At 51.8% G+C, this 18511-nt stretch carries 18 protein-coding genes; 3 read left to right on the forward strand and 15 right to left on the reverse strand.

Annotated features, from left to right (window positions below; all coding sequences use genetic code 11):
• The first annotated feature begins 20 nt into the window (after positions 1 to 20).
• Entirely contained in the window at positions 21 to 1016 is a 996-nt protein-coding gene (gene flk, locus A7Z06_RS10090; RefSeq protein WP_000615849.1) for a flagella biosynthesis regulator Flk, read from the forward strand.
• Here flk and A7Z06_RS10095 read toward each other — a convergent pair.
• Positions 1013 to 2191: an MFS transporter gene (locus A7Z06_RS10095; protein ID WP_105279414.1), complete on the reverse strand. Its 1179-nt coding sequence runs from the start codon at positions 2189 to 2191 to the stop codon at positions 1013 to 1015. The two genes, flk and A7Z06_RS10095, sit on opposite strands and share 4 nt — an antisense overlap.
• Positions 2192 to 2432: 241 nt before the next feature.
• Positions 2433 to 3653 (reverse strand): beta-ketoacyl-ACP synthase I, encoded by a 1221-nt coding sequence (fabB, locus tag A7Z06_RS10105; RefSeq protein WP_000817178.1) that lies wholly within the window; start codon positions 3651 to 3653, stop codon positions 2433 to 2435.
• Between the two features lie 158 nt (positions 3654 to 3811).
• On the opposite strand from fabB, the gene mnmC reads away from it, so the two are divergent.
• Positions 3812 to 5818: a bifunctional tRNA (5-methylaminomethyl-2-thiouridine)(34)-methyltransferase MnmD/FAD-dependent 5-carboxymethylaminomethyl-2-thiouridine(34) oxidoreductase MnmC gene (gene mnmC, locus A7Z06_RS10110; RefSeq protein WP_000683532.1), complete on the forward strand. Its 2007-nt coding sequence runs from the start codon at positions 3812 to 3814 to the stop codon at positions 5816 to 5818.
• Between the two features lie 120 nt (positions 5819 to 5938).
• Here the strand turns inward: mnmC and A7Z06_RS10115 are convergent, their stop codons facing one another.
• Genes A7Z06_RS10115 through prmB form a run of 6 tightly spaced genes read right to left on the reverse strand, consistent with a single transcriptional unit; the run spans position 5939 to position 10488 of the window.
• Complete coding sequence (locus A7Z06_RS10115) at positions 5939 to 6217, reverse strand: YfcL family protein (protein WP_000559762.1); 279 nt, start codon at positions 6215 to 6217, stop codon at positions 5939 to 5941.
• A 33-nt stretch (positions 6218 to 6250) separates the two neighbouring features.
• Complete coding sequence (epmC, locus tag A7Z06_RS10120; protein WP_001089228.1) at positions 6251 to 6799, reverse strand: elongation factor P hydroxylase; 549 nt, start codon at positions 6797 to 6799, stop codon at positions 6251 to 6253.
• Positions 6799 to 7608: a sulfite exporter TauE/SafE family protein gene (locus tag A7Z06_RS10125; RefSeq protein WP_000447361.1), complete on the reverse strand. Its 810-nt coding sequence runs from the start codon at positions 7606 to 7608 to the stop codon at positions 6799 to 6801. Before A7Z06_RS10125 ends, epmC begins: the two co-directional genes overlap by 1 nt.
• Complete coding sequence (gene mepA / locus A7Z06_RS10130) at positions 7608 to 8432, reverse strand: penicillin-insensitive murein endopeptidase (protein ID WP_001043797.1); 825 nt, start codon at positions 8430 to 8432, stop codon at positions 7608 to 7610. The genes A7Z06_RS10125 and mepA overlap by 1 nt, the downstream gene beginning before the upstream one ends.
• 3 nt (positions 8433 to 8435) lie before the next feature.
• The gene (aroC, locus tag A7Z06_RS10135; protein ID WP_001353064.1) at positions 8436 to 9521 is read right to left on the reverse strand and encodes a chorismate synthase; all 1086 of its coding nucleotides are present in this window, start codon (positions 9519 to 9521) and stop codon (positions 8436 to 8438) included.
• 34 nt (positions 9522 to 9555) lie between these two features.
• Positions 9556 to 10488, reverse strand: coding sequence for a 50S ribosomal protein L3 N(5)-glutamine methyltransferase (prmB, locus tag A7Z06_RS10140; protein WP_010346713.1), 933 nt, complete (start codon positions 10486 to 10488; stop codon positions 9556 to 9558).
• A 165-nt stretch (positions 10489 to 10653) separates the two neighbouring features.
• Here prmB and smrB point away from each other — a divergent pair, with 165 nt between their 5' ends.
• Complete coding sequence (gene smrB / locus A7Z06_RS10145) at positions 10654 to 11205, forward strand: endonuclease SmrB (RefSeq protein WP_000730816.1); 552 nt, start codon at positions 10654 to 10656, stop codon at positions 11203 to 11205.
• Between the two features lie 216 nt (positions 11206 to 11421).
• Here the strand turns inward: smrB and A7Z06_RS10150 are convergent, their stop codons facing one another.
• The 7 genes from A7Z06_RS10150 to A7Z06_RS10180 form a co-directional block, all read right to left on the reverse strand.
• Positions 11422 to 12294 carry a StfH/YfcO family fimbrial adhesin gene (locus A7Z06_RS10150; protein WP_000723849.1) on the reverse strand — a complete coding sequence of 291 codons (873 nt, stop codon included), beginning with the start codon at positions 12292 to 12294 and terminating at the stop codon, positions 11422 to 11424.
• 1 nt (position 12295) lies between these two features.
• Complete coding sequence (locus A7Z06_RS10155; RefSeq protein WP_000847939.1) at positions 12296 to 12835, reverse strand: fimbrial protein; 540 nt, start codon at positions 12833 to 12835, stop codon at positions 12296 to 12298.
• Positions 12832 to 13320, reverse strand: a complete 489-nt coding sequence (locus A7Z06_RS10160) for a fimbrial protein (RefSeq protein ID WP_000724357.1) — start codon at positions 13318 to 13320, stop codon at positions 12832 to 12834. The genes A7Z06_RS10155 and A7Z06_RS10160 overlap by 4 nt, the downstream gene beginning before the upstream one ends.
• Positions 13317 to 13832 (reverse strand): fimbrial protein, encoded by a 516-nt coding sequence (locus A7Z06_RS10165; protein WP_000877921.1) that lies wholly within the window; start codon positions 13830 to 13832, stop codon positions 13317 to 13319. The genes A7Z06_RS10160 and A7Z06_RS10165 overlap by 4 nt, the downstream gene beginning before the upstream one ends.
• 15 nt (positions 13833 to 13847) lie before the next feature.
• The gene (locus A7Z06_RS10170; RefSeq protein WP_000288641.1) at positions 13848 to 14600 is read right to left on the reverse strand and encodes a fimbria/pilus periplasmic chaperone; all 753 of its coding nucleotides are present in this window, start codon (positions 14598 to 14600) and stop codon (positions 13848 to 13850) included.
• 19 nt (positions 14601 to 14619) lie between these two features.
• Entirely contained in the window at positions 14620 to 17256 is a 2637-nt protein-coding gene (locus tag A7Z06_RS10175) for a fimbrial biogenesis outer membrane usher protein (RefSeq protein ID WP_010346722.1), read from the reverse strand.
• Positions 17257 to 17338: 82 nt separating this feature from the next.
• Positions 17339 to 17902: a fimbrial protein gene (locus A7Z06_RS10180; RefSeq protein ID WP_000033322.1), complete on the reverse strand. Its 564-nt coding sequence runs from the start codon at positions 17900 to 17902 to the stop codon at positions 17339 to 17341.
• Positions 17903 to 18511: the final 609 nt, after the last annotated feature.

Below are 18511 nucleotides of genomic sequence, written 5' to 3' on the forward strand. Positions count from 1 at the left end.
TTCAGGTATAAGGATACATAATGATACAACCTCTTTCAGGCCTTCCTCCTGCGCAACCACCAGGGCAGGGGGATAACCTGTCGTCTGGCGCAGGCAATCAACCTTTATCCAGCTTGCAACGTACCGCGTTGGAAAGTTTGATGACCAAAATAACTTCGCTGACGCAACAGCAGAGAGCGGAATTGTGGGCCAATATAAAGCACGACATCGGTCTGCCGGGTGATTCACCTTTGCTTTCACGCCACTTCCCGGCCGCAGAACAAAACCTTGCGCAACGTCTGCTATCTGCGCAAAAAAGTTATTCTGTCCGCCAACTTCTGGCTCAATTGGGGGAATATTTACGTCTGGGGAATAATCGTCAGGCCGTCACGGATTATATCCGGCATAATTTTGGCCAGACACCTCTGAATCAACTCTCACCGGAGCAATTAAAAACCGTCCTGACTCTGCTACAAGAAGGGAAGATGGTTATCCCACAGCCGCAACAGCGCCAGGCGACCGAGCGACCTTTATTACCAGCAGAGCACAATACGCTCAAGCAACTGGTCACAAAACTCGCGGCAGCCACGGGGGAACCCAGTAAACAGATCTGGCAATCGATGCTGGAACTTTCAGGGGTGAAAGATGGCGAGTTGATTCCGGCGAAACAGTTTAACCATCTCGTCACCTGGTTACAGGCGCGTCAGGCGTTAAGTCAGCAACACACACCGACGCTGGAGTCGCTCCAGATGGCGCTAAAACAGCCACTGGATGCCAGCGAGCTGACGGTATTATCGACCTATGTTGAGCAAAAGTATGGCCTTTCTACGCATTCAGCCCTGACTTCTGCACAGGCCGAGGATATCCTTAACCAGCTCTATCAGCGGCGGGTGAAAGGCATTGAACCGCGTAATATTCAACCGCTGTTCAATCCCTTTACCCCATTCATTGACACGATACAAAAAATGTCAATGCGCCCCAGCTTGTGGATATTATTCGTCGTCATCGTTGTGATGTTGGTTTGGCTGGTGAGTTAACACCGGCGAAACGACAGTATCGTCACGATAATCCCCAGCACCGCCGATATCGCCCCAGCAAGAAATACCGAAGAGTAGCCAAACGAGGTCGCCAGCACTCCCGCCAGCGGCCCGGAAACGCCGAGGGCGATATCCTGAAACGCGGCATAGCCGCCGAGCGCAGTACCGCGAACCTGGGAAGGAACACGTTTAACCACTTCCACACCCAGCGCAGGGAAAATAAGCGAACACCCTGCTCCGGTTAACGCCGCACCTGCTAATGCGACCCACGCGGCCGGCGCCTGCCAGAGCAACAACAAGCCTATCGTTTCCACCAGCAGAGAGACAATCGCCACTTTTACGCCGCCAAAACGATCCGGCATCCAGCCAAACATGACGCGCATCACGACAAATGCGCCGCCAAACGCGGTAAGAGTAAAGCCCGCCATCGCCCATCCTTTGCTGGCAAAGTAGAGCGAAACGAAAGTCCCGATAACCGCAAAACCAACGCCTTGTAGTGCCAAACCTAACCCTGGTTTCCAGATAAGCCTGATAACGCTCCACAGCGATGGACGTTCTCCCGCCAGGGCCGGTACTTTGCGCACTGTGCCGTTACAGGCCCACGCCAGTAAGGGTAATGCCATTGTGGTGAGCGCCAGTGCGGCAAAACCGTAATGGCTATGAATCAACAGGCCAAGCGGCGCACCAACAGCGAGGGCACCGTAAATCGCCATTCCGTTCCATGACATCACTTTGCCGGAATGTTTTGGCCCAACGATGCCTAATCCCCAGGTCAGAGCGCCCGTCAGTAACTGGCTTTCACCAAAGCCAAGAATCAAACGCCCGACGACCAACAGGGCAAATTTGAACGGTGCGGAGACGGGTAACAGCGCCGCCAGCAGCAGCGCGCCGCCAGCCAGACCACAAGCTAACATCCCCTGAAGCGCCGAACGTTTTGCGCCATATTGATCGGCCAGCCGCCCGGCGTAGCCACGCGTCAGCACCGTAGCCAGAAACTGAATGCCGACGGCAATCCCGACCATGGTGTTGCCATAGCCCAGTTCATGATGAACAAACAGCGGGATAACCGGCAACGGTAACCCTACGGTCATGTAAGTTAGAAAAACCGCAAAGGCGATACGAAAGAGTGAAAAATTGGCAGAAGATCGTGTTTCTGTTTGGCTTACAGCAGTCATGCATTACTCCAGAATGCAGCGCAAGGCGAGGAATTTCCCCGTCTCATCTCTCTGGTTTCAGGGTTACGGTGCGTTGGCAGGATTTAACGCTTACGTCTTTTCAGAAGGAAATCGACAAAGCGGGAAGTTTGCCTGGAACAGGCGGCAATTGTCAATGATGTGAAAAAGGGAACCATCAGGCTCCCTTTTGCGTTAGTGTCGGATGCGACGCTGACGCGTTTTATCCGACCGACTCTATCTATTAATCTTTCAGCTTACGCATTACCAGCGTGGCGTTGGTGCCGCCGAAGCCGAAGCTGTTAGACATAACGGTAGTCAGTTCGCGATCGGTTGTTTCGGTCACGATGTTCAGACCCGCCGCCTGTTCGTCCAGCTCTTCAATGTTGATGCTCGGGGCGATAAAGCCGTGTTCCAGCATCAGCAGAGAGTAGATAGCTTCCTGCACACCCGCCGCGCCCAGTGAGTGACCGGTCATTGCTTTGGTTGCAGAAATCGCCGGGCTCTTATCGCCGAACACTTCACGGATAGCCGCCAGCTCTTTCACGTCGCCAACCGGAGTTGAAGTACCGTGAGAGTTCAGGTAGTCGATTGGGGTATCAACGCCGTGCATCGCCATCTTCATGCAGCGAACCGCACCTTCACCAGACGGAGCAACCATATCTGCGCCATCAGACGTTGCGCCGTAGCCAACGATTTCAGCGTAGATGTGGGCGCCACGTGCCAGAGCGTGTTCCAGCTCTTCCACCACGACCATACCACCGCCGCCAGCGATAACGAAACCATCACGATGAGCGTCATAAGTACGGGAGGCTTTTTCCGGGGTGTCGTTGTATTTGGTAGACAGCGCGCCCATTGCGTCAAATTCGCACGCCATTTCCCAGCACAGTTCTTCGCCGCCGCCAGCAAACACGATATCTTGTTTGCCCAGTTGGATCTGCTCGACTGCGTTACCGATACAGTGTGCGGAAGTCGCACACGCGGAGCTGATGGAGTAGTTAACACCGTGAATTTTAAACGGTGTGGCGAGGCAGGCAGAAACGCCAGATGCCATCGCTTTGGTGACCACATACGGGCCAACCGCTTTCAGGCCGCGCGGGCCACGCATTGCGTCAGCGCCGAACACCTGGAAACGCGGGGAACCGCCGCCGGAACCTGCAATCAGGCCAACGCGCGGGTTATTCTGGTAAGCTTCCGGAGAGAGGCCAGCATCTGCAATTGCCTGCTCCATAGAAAGGAATGCATAGATGGATGCGTCGCTCATAAAGCGCACAACTTTGCGGTCAATGAGGCCAGTGGTATCCAGTTTTACGTTGCCCCAGACGTGGCTACGCATGCCGGAATCCTTCAGCTCCTGAGAGAAAGTGATCCCTGAACGTCCTTCACGCAGAGATGCCAGGACTTCCTGCTGGTTATTACCGATGCTGGAAACAATGCCCAGGCCAGTAATCACTGCACGTTTCATTCAATACCTCTGTAAGTCGCACATAGAGTAAGTTTCGAATGCACAATAGCGTACACTTGTACGCCGAACAAGTCCGATCAGACAATTTATAGAGAAATTTGCGCAGCCTGACACACATCGCTAAGATCGAGCCACCGCCTGTAAGACGAGTAACTTACGTGAAACACTACGCAATACAACCTGCCAACCTCGAATTTAATGCTGAGGGTACACCTGTTTCCCAAGATTTTGACGATGTATATTTTTCCAACGATAACGGACTGGAAGAGACGCGTTATGTCTTTCTGGGAGGTAACCAATTAGAGGCACGTTTTCCTGCTCATCCACATCCTCTGTTTGTGGTAGCCGAGAGCGGCTTCGGCACCGGATTAAACTTCCTGACGCTATGGCAGGCATTTGATCAGTTTCGCGAAGTGCATCCGCAGGCGCAATTACAACGCTTACATTTCATTAGTTTTGAGAAATTTCCCCTCACCCGTGCTGATTTAGCGTTAGCGCATCAACACTGGCCGGAACTGGCGCCTTGGGCGGAACAACTCCAGGCGCAGTGGCCTTTACCCTTACCCGGTTGCCATCGTTTATTGCTCGATGAAGGACGCGTAACGCTGGATTTATGGTTTGGCGACATTAACGAACTGACCAGCCAACTGGACGATTCGCTGAATCAAAAAGTGGATGCCTGGTTTCTGGACGGCTTTGCGCCCGCGAAAAACCCGGATATGTGGACGCAAAACCTGTTTAATGCCATGGCGCGTCTGGCGCGTCCTGGCGGCACGCTGGCGACCTTCACTTCTGCCGGATTTGTCCGTCGCGGTTTGCAGGAAGCCGGATTCACAATGCAAAAGCGTAAGGGCTTTGGGCGAAAACGGGAAATGCTTTGCGGCGTAATGGAACAGACATTACCACTCCCCTCCTCCACGCCGTGGTTTAACCGTACAGGCAGCAGCAAACGGGAAGCCGCAGTTATCGGCGGCGGTATCGCCAGCGCGTTATTGTCTCTGGCGCTGTTGCGTCGCGGCTGGCAGGTAACGCTTTATTGCGCGGATGAAGCCCCCGCGCTGGGTGCTTCCGGCAATCGTCAGGGGGCGCTGTATCCGTTATTAAGCAAACATGATGAGGCGCTGAACCGCTTTTTCTCTAATGCGTTTACTTTTGCTCGTCGGCTTTACGATTTATTGCCCGTTAAATTTGATCATGACTGGTGCGGCGTCACGCAGTTAGGCTGGGATGAGAAAAGCCAGCATAAAATCACGCAGATGCTGTCGATGGATTTACCCGCAGATCTGGCTGTTGCAGTCGGGGCGAATGAGGTTGAAGGCGTTACAGGTGTAGTAACAAATTGCGGCGGTATTACATATCCGCAAGGTGGCTGGTTGTGCCCGGCAGAACTGACCCGTAATGTGCTGGAACTGGCGCAACAGCAAGGCTTACAGATTCGTTATCAACACCAGTTACAGGACTTATCCCATAAGGATGACTGTTGGTTGCTGAATTTTGCAGGTGATAAGCAAGCGACGCATAGTGTGGTGGTACTGGCGAACGGGCATCAAATTAGCCGTTTCAGCCAAACATCGCCTCTGCCGGTGTATTCAGTTGCCGGTCAGGTTAGCCATATTCCGACAACACCGGAACTGGCGAAACTGAAGCAGGTGCTGTGTTATGACGGTTATCTCACGCCGCAAAATCCGGCAAATCAGCATCATTGTATTGGCGCCAGTTACCATCGCGGTAGTGAAGATACGACGTACAGTGAAGATGATCAGCAGCAGAATCGCCAGCGGTTGATTGATTGTTTCCCGCAGGCGAAATGGACGACAGAAGTCGATGTCAGTGATAAAGAGGCGCGTTGCGGTGTACGTTGTGCCACCCGCGATCATCTGCCAATGGTGGGCAATGTTCCCGATTATGACGCAACGCTCGCGGAATATGCCTCGCTGGCGGAACAGAAAGATGAGGCGGTAAGCGCGCCGGTTTATGACGATCTGTTTATGCTTGCAGCTTTGGGTTCGCGTGGTTTGTGTTCTGCCCCGCTGTGTGCCGAAATTCTGGCGGCGCAGATGAGCGACGAACCGATTCCGATGGATGCCAGTACGCTGGCGGCGTTAAATCCGAATCGGTTATGGGTACGGAAATTGTTGAAAGGTAAAATGGTGAAGGCCGGGTAATCAGCTTTGGCATTGTTTGTCGGATGCGGCGTGAACGCCTTATCCGACCTACGGTAACATGTAGGCCTGATAAGACGCGGCAAGCGTCGCATCAGGCATGGTGCTCCAGACGCCAACAACTTACTGCTGTGACGCCTGCTGAAACAGTTTTTCCCACATATCGGTAACCAGCGCCTGGTCACGCGGCGACAATTCACCGGCGCCAATGGCTTTTTCCAGACTCTGGCTAACGGTTGTATGCACAGCCTGGGCGGAGTGGTCATCACCACTTTCCAGTTCTGCGATGGCTAACGTCAGGTGGCCACGCAAATATCCACTGGCAAACAACTCATCATCACTGGCATGGTCAACCATACCGTCGATTAATGCCAGAATGCGTGATTCAAACTCCGCGATCATCTTCTTTCCTCATTGTAAAACGTGGCGCTGGCTTCAGTTGAGCTCTTCCGGCCACGGGAACTGTTCCGCCGTAATTTCCGGCGTGTGATAATAATTTTGTAATGCGTTTATGAAGCGTGCCGGACGTTCGGGAATACCGTTTGCCAGATAATCCATCACCTGCGCATGTACGCGTCGCTGGAACACCACGCGATCCGGTTCGAAGTCGCCTTCCAGATTGTCGCAGCTAACGTTAAACGGATATCCCGCCGCCACGCAGAACAACCAGTCCAGCGCCTGCGGCTTAACTTCAACATCTTCAAACTGGCTTTGCGTTTGGGCATCGCGTCCGTCCGGGCAATACCAGTAGCCGAAATCAACCAGTTCACGGCGCGCTTTCCCGGCAATACACCAGTGCGAAATCTCATGAATTGCGCTGGCATAAAAACCATGAGCAAAGACGATTCGGTTAAACGGTATTTCCGCATCAGCAGGAAGATAGATCGGTTCGTCGTCGCCTTTAATCAGACGGGTATTAAATTCATCGGCAAAGCAGCTATTAAAAATTTCAATCAACTGCTCATAGTGGTGTGTACTGTTCATTAGTTCATCCCCAACCAGTGGAGGATCTCCTGTCCGTGGCTATCATAAAGTAATTTGGCACTCATCACCGCCGATACAATAACGATCATCGGGCGGATCAGCTTTTGTCCTTTGCTCAACACCAGTCTTGAACCCATGCGCGCGCCGAGAAACTGCCCCACCAGCATCACGAATCCTGTCGCCCAAATCACTTTGCCGCCGAGAATAAACAGCAGCAAACCGCCTATGTTTGACGTTGCGTTAAGTAATTTAGCGTGAGCCGTGGCTTTGGCGAGGTTGAATCCGCACAGCGTAACGAAGGCCAGCGCGTAAAACGATCCGGCAGCCGGGCCAAAGAATCCATCGTAAAAACCGACACAACCACCAGCAATTAACGCGAAAGGTAGGCCGTACATCCGGCGCTGGCGATCTTCTTCTCCCAGTTTGGGCATCAGCAAGAAATAGAGACCGATACAAATTACCAGAATGGGCAAAATCTGCCGTAAGACATCAGCCTGAACGTATTGCACCAGCAGTGCGCCGCTCATTGAGCCGACAAAGGTCATGGCGATATTGAGTTTCTGATCGCTTAAACTAACCACTTTGCGGCGAATAAAGTAGATAGTGGCGGAAATAGAGCCGCCGCAGGCTTGCAGTTTATTGGTTGCCAGCGCGTTAGCGGGAGACATCCCCGCCGCCATTAACGCCGGAATGGTAAGTAACCCACCGCCACCGGCAATCGAGTCAATAAATCCCGCCAGCATGGCGACAAAAAAGAGAACGCCCAGCAATAGCGGGGAGACCATAAACAGGCTATTAAACGTTTCCATTAGATCACGTGCTCATCCAGTAGCGCCTGGCAGGAAGGCGGCAACGGAGGCGGTGTCTTCTTCTCAGGCTTGGTTGTTCCTGGTTTCGGTGGTTCAAACCAGCTTTGCAGTTCTGCCCCGCAGCCATCGCCCGGCGGCGGTAAAGGTTGATCTTCACACTCCAGACTATCGGCAGGACAACGTAATCGTACATGCATATGCGCGCGATGCTGGAACCAGGGTCGCACTTTGCGCAACCAGTCGCGATCGGTGCCCGCATCAAGGCAAAGTTGTTGTTTAATCGCCGGATTAACAAAAATGCGCGTGACGTCTTTGTCCTGGGCGGCGAGTTTGATCAAGCTGAAAATTTCTGGCTTCCACAGCGTCGGAACAACGTGTTTACCGTCGCGGGAAACTAAGTTTAGTGCTTGCGGACGCAAGAGCTGCGCGGAAGTCCAGCGTATTTTTGGCAGTTGCAGGAAGATATCAACATCCAGTCCGGTCTGGTGGCTGGCGTGACCGCCGTTGAAACGCCCACCAGCGGGCATCCCCATATCGCCAATCAGCACCGTACCCATGCCCAGATTGTTCACCTGGCTACTCAGACGCTGAATAAACATCACCAGATCCGGGTGTCCGAAATAGCGACGCTGGTCGGTACGCATCACCTGATAATGTTCGGAGTGTATCGGCAGCGTGTCAGCACCGACGATACAGCCATTGGAAAAACTGCCTATCGATTGTGCGCTACCCGGCACAGGTTGGGTTATTTTTTGCCACGGCGTCGCTGCCAGGCTGGCGCTACTGGCAAGCAGAGCCAGCAGCGCAATCGCGGTTTTGTTCATTTTTTACCAGCGTGGAATATCAGTCTTCACATCGGCATTTTGCGCCCGCTGCCGTAGCAGGTGATCCATTAAAACGATCGCCAGCATCGCTTCAGCGATCGGCACCGCGCGGATCCCGACACAGGGATCGTGACGGCCTTTGGTGATCATCTCAACTTCTTCGCCAAAGCGGTTAATGGTACGCCCCGGCACAGTAATGCTGGAGGTCGGTTTCAGCGCCATATGGGCAATGATTTGCTGCCCGCTGCTGATACCGCCGAGAATGCCGCCCGCATGGTTGCTCTGGAAACCGTCTTTGGTGATTTCGTCGCGGTTCTGGCTGCCGCGCAGCGCCACCACGTCAAAACCATCGCCAATTTCCACGCCTTTCACCGCGTTGATGCTCATCAGCGCGTGGGCGATGTCGGCATCCAGGCGGTCAAAGACCGGCTCGCCAAGTCCGGCAGGAACGCCACTGGCAACAACGGTGACTTTCGCACCGATGGAGTCGCCCTCTTTTTTCAGCGCACGCATCAGTTCATCTAAGGCTTCGATTTTGTCCGGATCCGGGCAGAAGAACGGATTTTGCTCAACCTGCGACCAGTCTTTGATTTCCAGCGGAATATCGCCCATCTGGGTCAGGCAGCCGCGAATTTCAATGCCAAATTTCTCAGCGAGATATTTTTTGGCAATCGCCCCTGCCGCAACGCGCATGGCGGTTTCACGAGCGGAAGAACGACCGCCGCCGCGATAATCGCGCAAGCCGTATTTTTGTTCGTAGGTGTAATCGGCATGGCCTGGGCGGAAAACGTCCTTAATCGCGCTGTAATCCTGAGAACGCTGATCGGTGTTTTCGATCAACAAGCCAATGCTGGTGCCGGTGGTGACGCCTTCAAAAACGCCGGAGAGAATTTTGACCTGATCCGGCTCGCGGCGCTGGGTGGTATAGCGCGATGTCCCTGGGCGACGACGGTCGAGATCGTGTTGCAGATCCGCTTCCGTGAGCGGGATGCCTGGCGGCACACCATCGACGATACAGCCGAGCGCCAGCCCGTGCGATTCGCCGAAGGTGGTTACGCGAAAGAGTTGTCCTATTGTGTTTCCAGCCATCACGGCTCCGTTATTGTTGTGTTTGCGTGTTTACTTAATCTTTATAAATTCCAAAATGTTCCCGCGCCGCAACAAGCTGCGCTTTGGTGAGCATAAACACACCGTCGCCGCCGTTATCAAACTCCAGCCAGGTGAACGGAACATCCGGATATTGTTCCATAAGATGTACCATGCTGTTGCCCACTTCACAAATCAGCACGCCATCATCAGCAAGGTAATCTGCCGCGTTACCGAGAATGCGGCGCGTCAGTTTCAGGCCGTCAGTGCCAGATGCCAGGCCCAGTTCCGGCTCGTGACGATATTCGTTTGGCAGGTCGGACATATCTTCCGCATCGACATACGGCGGGTTGGTGACGATCAGGTCGTACTGCACTTTCGGCAAGTCACGGAACAGATCGGATCGAATCGGAATGACGTTATGGATCAAACCGTGTTCTTCGATGTTCTGTTCGGCAACCGCCAGCGCGTCGGGAGAGATATCCACCGCATCAACTTCCGCTTCCGGGAAGGCATAAGCGCAGGCAATGGCAATGCATCCGCTGCCAGTGCACATATCCAGAATATGCTGCGGTTGTTTGCTGATAAGCCCGGCAAATTTATTGTTGATCAGTTCACCAATCGGCGAACGAGGCACCAGTACGCGTTCATCGACGTAAAATTCGTGACCGCAGAACCAGGCTTTGTTGGTCAGATAGGCCACCGGAATACGTTCGTTGACGCGGCGGATCACGCGCTCAACAATACGATGTTTTTCGCTGGAGGTCAGGCGGGCGTTACGCATATCTTCCGGAATATCCAGCGGCAGATAGAGCGATGGCAATACCAGTTGCACTGCTTCGTCCCACGGGTTGTCTGTGCCGTGACCGTACCAGATATTTGCCGCGCTGAAGCGGCTAACCGACCAGCGCAACATGTCCTGAATGGTTTGCAGCTCATTTACTGCTTCATCGACGAAAATTTTATCCACGTATTCCTCCAGGGCATGGTCGCATTAATTTCGGCGGCTAGTTTGCCATGAAGATGACGATAAATCAGCATTCACGCGGCGATGACGCAGGAAAATTATGTTTTGACCGATCGATTGTGCTGCGAGTCGGGTAAACTGTAGGAAAATTAAAACAGAGATACATAAATGAAAAAGAAAACAACACTCAGCGAGGAGGATCAGGCACTGTTTCGCCAGTTGATGGCGGGTACTCGCAAAATTAAGCAGGACACGATTGTCCATCGTCCACAACGAAAGAAAGTCAGCGAAGTGCCGGTCAAGCGGTTGATTCAGGAGCAGGCTGATGCCAGCCATTATTTCTCTGATGAGTTTCAGCCGTTATTAAATACCGAAGGTCCGGTGAAATATGTTCGCCCGGATGTGAGTCATTTTGAGGCGAAGAAACTGCGCCGTGGCGATTATTCGCCGGAGCTGTTTTTGGATCTGCATGGTCTGACGCAACTTCAGGCCAAACAAGAGTTAGGCGCGTTGATTGCCGCCTGCCGCCGTGAGCATGTGTTTTGCGCCTGTGTGATGCATGGTCACGGGAAGCATATTTTGAAGCAGCAAACGCCGCTGTGGCTGGCGCAACATCCGCATGTCATGGCGTTTCACCAGGCACCGAAAGAGTATGGTGGCGACGCGGCGTTGCTGGTGTTGATTGAAGTGGAAGAGTGGCTGCCGCCAGAATTGCCCTGAATGACAACAACCGGATATAGAATTTGCAGGTCGGATAAGATGCGTCAGCATCGCATCCGACAAAAAGTGCCGGATGCGGCGTAAACGCCTTATCCAGCCTACGCACGACTGAATGGCAGCAACCGATATGGAATTTGCAGGTCGGATAAGATGCGTCAGCATCGCATCCGACAAATAGTGCCGGATGCGGCGTAAACGCCATATCCTGCCTGGGCGCTACAGCATATTCAATACATACTGGAATCGGCAGGTGGAGTCTATGGGCTGCCTGCTACTGGTATCCACACGCACTAACATATCGTGCAGTTGTCGATCGGTAATAGGGTGTTGCGTTGGCGCTACCGTCACTTTAGCGTCATCACATCCTTCAGCAGTAAAGGTAATCAACTGATTTACAAAGCGACAATACGCGCCGCGTTCATCCATTTTACTGCCATCGCAGAGCTGACCATCTTTCATCAGGTAGGTCGATAAGTTTTGTTCAATCACTGACCCTGTTGATTTCAGATTCAAAACCTTACTGTGTTCAACGCGGCTGTCACTCCAGGAGATATCATAATTTGTTAATGGCTCACCTGGGCAGGTTGTTGTATAGGTCGTCGGCCCCCTATAGTATTCGAACTTCGATTGATAATTAATGAATACCTTTACAGTACTATTCGCCGTCATCCCCACCATCCACGGGCACGTCTCCGCCGAACCATTGACCTCAATCGTCAGTAATATTTTTAAGCATTCCCAGTCGAAATCTGGGTCAATCTCTTTAACGCCCGGACAATAAGAATCTGCTACGACACCATCACCACTTGACATTACCGTTATTTTTGGTGCAGGAATGTTTCCTGGCCCCGTCCATGATTTATTCGGAAGATCCCCATAATGGACGCCATATGATCGATCCTGATAATACTCCCCATGATAAACCCCAGTGGTGGTGAGTAAATCAAGGTAAAAACGAAGCGTTGCAGTGGCACCAAGCGTACCATAATAGACTGGCACATTATTATAGACTGCCCCCAGTTTCGCCTGAACGCCCTGGCTAAAACACAGCACCAGCATGGCGCAAAACAGTAATCGTATTTTTTTCATCTTATATATACTCAAAAGTTGCCGTCAGGCTGGCGGTAAAATCACCGAGCGTGACATCGCGACCGCTTTTCGCCTGCAGCCAGGCCCTGAAATGAATATCATTGCTGCCATCGCTGAGCGTAAATTTCGCCCCGGTCGGGTTGTTAATCGCCACCCGCACACCATCGGTCGTTTCCATTCCAATCCCGACGCCCTGAGCGGTTGAGGTGGTATCCAGCGCGAGGAAACCCGGCTGCTCACTGTCTTCCGTACCGGTAAGGGTCACCTGCACCTGGTAACTCGCTGGCCCTTTACAATCTTTCAGCTTAAACACCACCGGAACGCGCGGGGATTCCCCGGCGACCATAAGATCCTGACGGCTGATGGCAGGAAAATGCACTTCTGCCAGATTTCCGCCATCAACCACCAGCGTGCAGGAACGGCTTAATAAGTTGCCTGAAAAATGCAGGTTGTTATCCACGGCCAGGGCACAAGTGCCACCGGTCAACAGCAGCCCCGCTAACAGCGCGTAGCCGAACGAATAAATGCGTCCTGTCTTCATTGATAATCCACCCGCAATGTTGCATAGGCCGAAAACGTGGTATCACTCAACACCGCATCAGCCGACTTCACTGGCACAGCCTCCAGCTTCGGCTTTTGCGTAAAATCGGTGGCGTTAATGGCAAGCGGCGTATTCAGCTTAAAACGCTGACCATCGTGCTGAAGCTCAATACCAAAGCCAGGGACATCTGTTTCGATAGCCGCGTCATTGTACGAGGTCTGCGTCCCCGTCCAGGTAAGTGTCATAATCCAGTCGGGATCGCGTACTGCGGAGTCACAGCTCAGGTCATAGTTCACTTCCCTGCGACCATAATCCCCGTTGATGCTGTCGATGATAAGATCGCGAAATTCCACTTCAATGGTCTTTCCCTCGCTAATGGTACAGGCTGGAGGTGACACCAGCGTACCGTGGAAGGTGATGTCTTCATTTGCTGCCAGAGCCATGCCACCATACGCGCAGAGTATAAAGAACGTGATTTTTTTCATTGGTAATCCACCACCATCGTCATACTGGCGTTAAATTCCGCTGGCGTAAGCTGCACTCCGCTCTGTTTTACCGGCACAGCTTTGAGACTGGGCAACTGGTTAACATTGAAATCAGACCAGTTACCTTCTCCGACTTTAAACAGGGTGTTATCGGCGCCGTTTTCAATGCGGATACCCAAACCTGAAATTTGCGTCGCAATGACCGTTTCCCCGTTAATCACGGTGGTGGTGCCTTTAAGCTGCATCCGCAGATCATCAACACCTGACGCCTTGTTAGCACAATTCAGGGTATAAAGCGCACCCGTCGTGCGGTAATTTGTGCCATTGATTTTGTTAATGTACACATCGCCAAACTCAACATTGCTCCCCTTCACGGAACAGGGCGGTGGCTCATCCACCAGAACGCGCAACGTTAATAACACCGGTTTACTTTCTCCCGCGACGGACATGTTGCCCGTCAGCCAGCCGCTCAGGAGAAAAATGCCCGTTCCCACCAGAAACGTGTATTTCATAAGACTCTCCCGGCATCAGCCTTTGCGGCTCTGCTCTGCATCCACCTGGCAACTATTGCCGTTGCATTTAAAGATCAGCGACAATCGTGCGCCGTAGTCGTTGACATACGTCAGCACCGGCACACTGTCCATCTTCACATTCAGCGGTGCGGATGTTTTCGGCGGCATCACCAACGGCGTAAATCCGGCTGCCGGATTACCATTTTTCTGGGTACTGGCGTTGCTGAGGATCACGTAATACGGCGTCGGGTTATTAACGGTGAAGGCCTGCCCATTGCGGGTTAAAGTCACCTTGTGCTGCCACGGATCTCTCATATTGATTTCTGCCAGCGCCTTCGGTCGCCAGAACAGTTTGATACGCGTTTGCAGCGCAATTTGCAGGGTGTTCGGTTTGTTCGATTTTGGCGGAATTTCACGCACATTAAAGTAGAACATGCTCTCACGATCGGCAGGTAACTTGCTGATATCCGGCATTCCCTGGACTTTTACCTGACCATTCATCATCGCATCAATGCGCTGTACCGGCGGCAGAACCGTCAATGGCGAGCTGATTTTGTTGCCCTTTTCGTCTTCTATCCAGCTTTGCGCCAGATATGGCAGCTTAGGATCGTTATTGCGCAACGTGACGCTGATGGATTTGTCACTTTCGTTGAAGATCAAGCGGGTGCGGTCGGGCGTTACCGATGCGTGGGTTGTAAAACTGGCGGCGGTCACCAGCAGCGCCAGCGCCGGGGCAACCATTTTTGCGGTATTAGTCTGTGTATACATGGATCATTCCTTAATCACGTTATTGGTTAGCGGAGATAGCGACTGGCGGTGTACCCGGAGTGAGCTGCTGCGTCTGTTCCTGAATCACCGGTTTGATTTCCAGCGGAGTGGCAGGCGCCACCGCGCCTTTTTGCTTACACGGCAGTAACAGGCCGTTGAACAGGTCGGCAGGCAGCGGGTCTGGCAGGGAGATCTCACAGTGGGAAGCCCCATTCCATGAGACACTCATACGTTCGCCAGCTTTTACCCCGGCCAGATAGACGTTGCCGTCATCGTCAACCAGACCGACCTGCTGGTCGTGTTCGTTTTTCACTTCTGCACCAAATGGCGGATAACTACCATCACTCATGCGCAGGACAGCCATCGCCTTTTGCCCACTGATGACCGCAAATTTACGGTAGCCAATGGCTCCTTCGGTGAGCGTCGCCTGAACCACTGACTGCGTGGCTTCGGCATTCTCTGGCAGTTTAGTCAGGTCAATAGTGGCCTGGTTACGGTAGTAGTTATTGACGTCCGCAACGACAGCTTTACCGAACATGTTGGTGTACACCGCTGAACCGTTACCTTCGACCGGTACGTCAGCCACGCCGTCAGCGTCGATAAGCAGGCGCGTACCGCCCATGTTTTGAGTACGATGCAACGCGCCACCGTGCGCCGTTAACGTGGCTCCGCCCTGCAAAGACAACCCGGCAGAAGTGTACTGCCCTTCATGGTAGTTGGCGCTCAGATCCACATGCGCCATTGAACCGTCACGGCTGTAATAGCCATCGACACTGGAGTGATTTTCACTGCTGCCAACGTTTATCTGATAGTGGCTGGCGTCATCAATACGGTTGAAGTATCCCACCTGACTACTGTCTGAACCGCTGCCGTAGTTGCCGTTGTAACTCACGGTGCTGTTATCACCCCACGGCATACTTAAGGAGATATAGACGCCTTTGTCGGCGCTGTTGTCATACTCGTAGCGATAACCCGTCAGGGAGATACTCATGTTACGAATGCCGCCCATGTTGAAATAATGGGAGAGCATGACGTTGTAGTTGGTCTGCTCCTCGCGATCCCAGTAGGTATGGCGCGTATAGTTCAGATAAACAGAAACGCCGGCATCCCTGAAGTTCTGGTTATAGGTGGCGGTGTACATCTCTTTATCATTGCCGGCGCGGACCATTTCGCTGTCATTCGCGTCCAGATACTCGCTCATGGTCATATAGTTTTCTTCAGAGAAGCGGTATCCGGCGAAGGTGACGCGGCTGTTTAGATCATCAAAGTCTTTGGAGTAACTGACGCGGAAAGAGTTACCGTCGAGTGTGCCCTTGCCGTAAGCGGTTGAATCGTCAAGCCGGGTATGTGAATGGGTAATATCAAACGCCATCGCGCCGAAAATGGAGAGATCGCGCCCGATGCCAAGCGCGGCAGACTGGTAGTTTTCATCGCCCAGCGCCCCGCCGTACAGCGACCAGCCGTTGGCTATCCCCCAGGACGCTTCACCACCGGAGAAGAATCCGCCCTGTACATGGTGCCCCCACTCCTGCGGGCGCCCCATCATCACTTTGTATCGCACCTGGCCCGGACGCGTCAGGAACGGCATGGAAGCGGTGCTGATGTCATACTCTTGCACCTGGCCGTTCAACTCTTCAATGCGCACATGCAGCGTACCAGAGTTAAATTCACCGAGATCCTGAATACGGAATGGCCCGGCAGGCACCTGGGTTTCATAAATTATGCGCCCTGCCTGACTAACGGTGACTTTCGCCGCCGTATGCGCCACGCCGGAAATATCCGGAGCATAGCCGCGCAGGTTCGGCGGCAACATTTGATCGTCGGTGCTGATGCTACCGCCGATGTAGTTAAAACCATCAAAAATATCAGAATCGAGGTAGTCTTCGCCGAGTGCCAGTTTGGCTTTCAGGCTCGGTAACGCACGCCAGGCGTAGTAACGGCTCCAGTCCCAGTTTCTCTCGGTGCTGTTATCCGTCTCTTCATCGTTACTGCGGGTGTGCTGATAATCGCTCTGCCAGTCGGCGCGCAGGCGCCACGGCCCAAGGTTAACGCCAACCGTACCATTGCCGCTGATGTTGTTGCTGTCATCGCCGCCATTTTCTTCGTGTCGGGTTTGGGCGTTGATGCTGTAATCGGCAATGAAACCGGGAATGCCATCATCCCAGAGTGAAGGTGGGTCCCAGTCTACATCGCTGTATTCAAGATAAGCCTGCGGTAAGGTGATGAGCAGTGCGGACTGGCTTAAATCAGCACGTATTTCCAGACCGTCAAGTTGACCTGGTTTGAGGCATTTACCATCGCGATCCCATTGCAATTTTTGTGCAATATCTTCTTTAAAACCAAGCTGCGCCACCAGCTCTGGCGACAGGCAGGCGTAAGTTTTATTTTTATCGTTTTCTGACGCATACCAGTAAATATCATATTCATCAGGTAACGGCTGTTTATTTACCTGAATCTGTAAATTATATTTACCCGGTTCAACATAACCCTGGCTGGAAAAACGCTTCAGATCAATTTTCGTGTCGCCTTTTAATTCCAGAAAACGGGAATCAAACTGAATATCTTCGTCGGCCCAGGCATTGATATGGCATCCAGATATTGCCATGGCAACGCACCAGGGAAGCGCCCGTAAGCGGAAAAGGGAATGGTCAGGCATACACGTATCCATCCGTGGTTATTTAAAGACTATCGAAACGCTAAAAAACCCTCATAGCATTACTGCTATGAGGGGGAATACCTTAGAGATAGGTAATCTGGAAGGTGGTATTCGCTTCAAAACCGCCCAGGTCCGGTGCGTCAGTCGCACCTACCAGCCAGGCTTTAAAGTTTAAAGTTTGTTTCGGTTTGCCTTTGGAGGTTGCAGTATCTTTTACGATCTGCTGATTAATGCCAGCGCCACTTTTGTAAGAGGTTCCTTGTTGATCACCAATCGCCAGGCTCACGTTGTTAAACGCCGCACCGGTATCGGTATTAAAAATGGTGTAGTAGTTGCCGCTATTCGCCGTAGACACAGTACCGGTGAAGGTAGTGGTCATGGTAGTTTGGGTATCAAACACGCAATCCTGTAAACGAATCTGGAAATCTTTCGGCGTGGTAGTGCCGTTGTTTTTCAGTTTTTCCGCACCGATATTACCCATATCCACTTCCAGTTTGTGATCGTCTGGTACGATAGAGCAAACGGAATCTTCAATGGTGCCGTAAAAACGGGCAGTACCGTTGTTACCTTCTGCGAAAGAAGATGTTGAAGTGAACGCACCCATTACCATTGCTGCTGCAATAGCTGTTTTTACAAACTTACTCATTATTTGTCCTTAAACCATAAATAATTAGAATATAAGCCAACTGAAATATTGATGATAAAATCCCTCAATCTTTCTTCAGCAGCTTTTAACCAACCATTGAATAGGATTTCTGATCCATAAAATACGGGTTGTACGAGATGATATTCTTTGGCGTGGCGGCAATGTTGATATTTTAATGAGAGTGGTTCAATTTAAATTTACTAACAACACTGTGTAGAAACTTTTAAATAATCAATAGTGCAAATAATATCTTGAGGATTATCTCAAAAAACAGCAGAACATTTCATCAAAACGGCACGAACACTTTACCCCATGAATGATTCTGGATCATAAAACAGCTAAAAATAAATATGGCAATTGTGATTATATCTTCGGGAAGATATAATCTTAATTCTTCTGAATTAATATTATATCAAGACCCTAAAATACCTGCTCAATAATCTCTCTCTTTATTTTTTAACACATCTTTTCGAAAAATAATAACCCATGCAAAAAAGCAACAATTACTTCCATATGTAACTTTGTGAAAATAAATAACTGACCTTGCTATAAATGGAAACATTTATTTTTTCATAACAGGAGGATTAAATGCATTTAAATGGCAATAAT

This window comes from Escherichia sp. MOD1-EC6819, from assembly GCF_002965765.1.
Taxonomy (GTDB): domain Bacteria; phylum Pseudomonadota; class Gammaproteobacteria; order Enterobacterales; family Enterobacteriaceae; genus Escherichia; species Escherichia ruysiae.